This window comes from Porcipelethomonas sp., from assembly GCF_051893655.1.
Lineage (GTDB): Bacteria > Bacillota > Clostridia > Oscillospirales > Ruminococcaceae > Porcipelethomonas.
The window spans coordinates 1-3,193 of the sequence record NZ_JBJFHN010000058.1 but is presented as its reverse complement, the minus strand read 5'-3'; the positions used below and the strand labels follow the sequence as shown (position 1 = coordinate 3,193).

Sequence of the window (3,193 nt, the reverse complement as noted above, 5' to 3'; positions counted from 1 at the left end):
AGTCGGATTTTTATTCGGCTTCTTTTTGTACTTGAGGGTGCGGTTGGCGGGTACAAAGGATTGGTAAGGCTGCATTTATGCGTAGTGGTTTAGCTTTCATTGATATTCCAAATTCAGTAGTGGAAATTGGTAATGAAGCATTTTCATGTATACCATATTCTTTATCAATTAAGCTCCCAAGGTGGTTTGAATCGCAGTTGGAAAGAATAGGTATAAACATTAATTGTGATGATATAAAATTCAAATCATCTGTTTCCAATGAATATAGTTGTAATAAGACTTCATTCAATAACATTACAATAGACGATGTTGATTTAATGAGCGGTGTTGAATTTGAAGAGTTTTTAGTTCGCCTATTTACATCAATGGGATTTGGTTCTTTCTCTACCAAAACAACTGGTGATCAAGGAATTGATGTTATTGCTGATAAAAATGGAGTAAAATATGGGATACAGGCAAAATGCTATTCAGGAACAGTTGGTAACTCGGCGGTACAAGAAGCTTTTTCAGGAAAAGTATTTTACAATTTGGATAAAGTGATAGTTGTTACAAATAATACATTTACAAAATCTGCTGTTGAATTGGCTACAAAAACAAATGTCATTCTATGGGACAGAACTATTCTGATTGATAAGTTGCATTATTTGAACACATAAACTATAATTCTGTCAATTACCGTTAATAATTAGCACACAAATTACAAACCATAAAGAAAACCCCATTGTTATGCAGTTTGGAATTTCAAAGAGATAACTTTTTACAAGTCACATATCTTTTAAACCCTCGAAACTACGCTGTTCCGGGGATTTTGTTTTGCTCTGAAAACTGCTGATTTGAGGGCGGTAGCAGGCACTTTTGATTTTAGTAATTGGCATACACGATTTTGTTACGCAGAGATTTTTATTTGTTGCAAGCCTTTATCGGGAAACAATATTGAAAATAGTATGACAATTTTATCTTATATTGAAGAATTGCATTATGTATGATATAATAATTAAAACAGTAACGTTTAAACTTAACATTCAGAGGTATATTGTCATGAACAAAGAAAAATTAAGAATGATTGAAAATATGGAATTTGAGTCAACAGATCCTGTTGATTTTAAACCCCATGAAAAAAGACATTATCGTGTTTCAGAGGATGACCTGGAAGGGATGCCGTCTGCACCTGATGATAACCAGGCTGAACTTCGTGAAAGAATAATTGAAATCTTTGAGAATGTCTTTGAAGGTAAAAAGACACTTGTGTACGAAAAATGCGATATAGACAGGACAAATTTCGGAAGATATCTGAAAGGTACGTATGGAATAACCAAATCAAATCTTGTAAAATTCATTCTTGGTGCAAAATTATCGCATGATGAAGCAACAGAACTGCTTATCCTTAACGGAACACCTTTGTGTCCGACAAAATGTCGTTTTGACTACATTGCTGATTTGGCTATAACCGACGGAGATGAGCTTGACGATTTTATGGAAGAACTCGTAAAATATGGCTGTAAAAATATAGCAAGCAAAAGTGTGCTGTAACCGCACACTTTAATTTTCGTTTTATAGTATAATAAAATCAACGAAAAGGAGGTATAGCCAATGAAAAAAGTATTTTCATGGGAGTCATTCCCGACAGAATTTCTTAAAGCTGTTATCCAGAGCAGTAAAACACCTGAAAAGTACAGGTCAAATTTGAAATCAGAAAGTAAGCTTATGCTGTCAGTACGAATGAGCCGTATTGCAAGGAAACCGTCCCTTAGCTTTGTAAACAGATACCGCAGGGAGATAGAGCAATATGTTCTTTGCGATATGGAGCGTGTAAACAGAATATGCACCTTTCTGCAAAGCAAAAATATGGCAGGAATCTGTGCTAACAGCGGTGAGCAAATGCGAAACAGTCTTTTCTCGCTGAAAATGAATCCGACTTTACAGGCACTTTATCTTGATGAACTCAATCAAACAGGAATGGAAGTTGACGACAGCAAGGAAAAGCTTTACTATTCTTCACCGAAACTGATAGATTTATCCTGCGTAATCCCCAATGATATTTCTCTGGAGGACTTTCAGCATGACGCCGTTGAAAGCATGGTGCAGTTTTACAATGTAAACAGCAGAGGTATTCTCATGATGCCTACCGGCAGCGGAAAAACCAGAACATCTGTATATTTTCTTTTCAGATATATTATCAGTCAGGGGTATCAGGTGCTCTGGCTTGCTCACAGAAGTCTTTTACTTGAACAGACTGCCGATACTTTTATCTGCAATGCTTCTCTGCTTAAACTATCTGATACAAGCCGTTACAGCATGAATCTGATTTGCGTTTCCGGTGAGCACTGTTTTATCAGCATGGCAGACAAATCATTTGATGTTATAATCGGAAGTGTTCAGTCACTTTCTTCAAAAACAGATGTATTTCCGTTCTTTCTCAGGAAAAAAGTAATGGTGGTCGTTGACGAGGCACACCATACCACAGCTCCTACATACAGAAAAATAATAGATACAGTTTTTGATACAGTGCCCGATGCAAAGCTTCTTGGACTGACTGCGACACCTGTCAGACTTTCTGATAAGGAAAGTATCCAACTGATGAAGTATTATGACGATACCATAATTTATAATGTTTCATTAGGAAAACTTCTGGCAGACCATGTACTGGCATATCCGAAATGGGAACGCATTCCCACAAATTTTGATATAGAAACCCATATTGATATTGATGAGGAAAAGTATATTCAGAAGTGGGGAGAACTTTCTCCTAAGCTTGTTGATTTTCTCGCCAAAGTATGCGAAAGAAACGAACTTATAGCTGATACTTATGTAAAAGACAAGGAAAGATACGGAAAAACCATTATCTTTGCCATGAATGCCTATCACTGCATAAGCTTATGCGATTTACTGACTGAAAAAGGTGTACGATGTGATTATGTTTACAGTGGTGAAAAAAGCAATGACCATACTATTCAGAAATTCAAAAACGGCGAACTGGACGTACTCATAAACATAAATATCCTTACTGAAGGAAGTGACATTCCGGACGTTCAGACTGTTTTCATCACCCGTCCGACCCAGAGTGATGTTCTGCTTATGCAGATGATAGGCAGAGGTATGAGAGGCGTTGGCTTCGGCGGTACAGAAACTGTCAACATAGTGGATTTCTGTGACAAATGGGAAAGTTTCAACAAATGGCTCAATCCGGAATCAG

General features: G+C 36.8%; 3 protein-coding genes. All 3 read left to right on the top strand.

The window, feature by feature from the left end; all coding sequences use genetic code 11:
- Positions 1-59: 59 nt before the first annotated feature.
- Positions 60-656 (top strand): restriction endonuclease, encoded by a 597-nt coding sequence (locus ACI4WO_RS03385; protein ID WP_439806149.1) that lies wholly within the window; start codon positions 60-62, stop codon positions 654-656.
- 382 nt (positions 657-1,038) lie between these two features.
- Positions 1,039-1,530: a hypothetical protein gene (locus ACI4WO_RS03380; protein WP_439806148.1), complete on the top strand. Its 492-nt coding sequence runs from the start codon at positions 1,039-1,041 to the stop codon at positions 1,528-1,530.
- A gap of 60 nt (positions 1,531-1,590) precedes the next feature.
- Positions 1,591-3,193: DEAD/DEAH box helicase (locus ACI4WO_RS03375; protein WP_439806147.1), on the top strand; the 1,603-nt coding region annotated here is incomplete at its 3' end.

Coding starts and splice junctions, on each gene's coding strand:
- ACI4WO_RS03380 (WP_439806148.1), top strand. CDS start 1,039: ATGAACAAAGAAAAATTAAGAATGATTGAAAATATGGAATTTGAGTCA.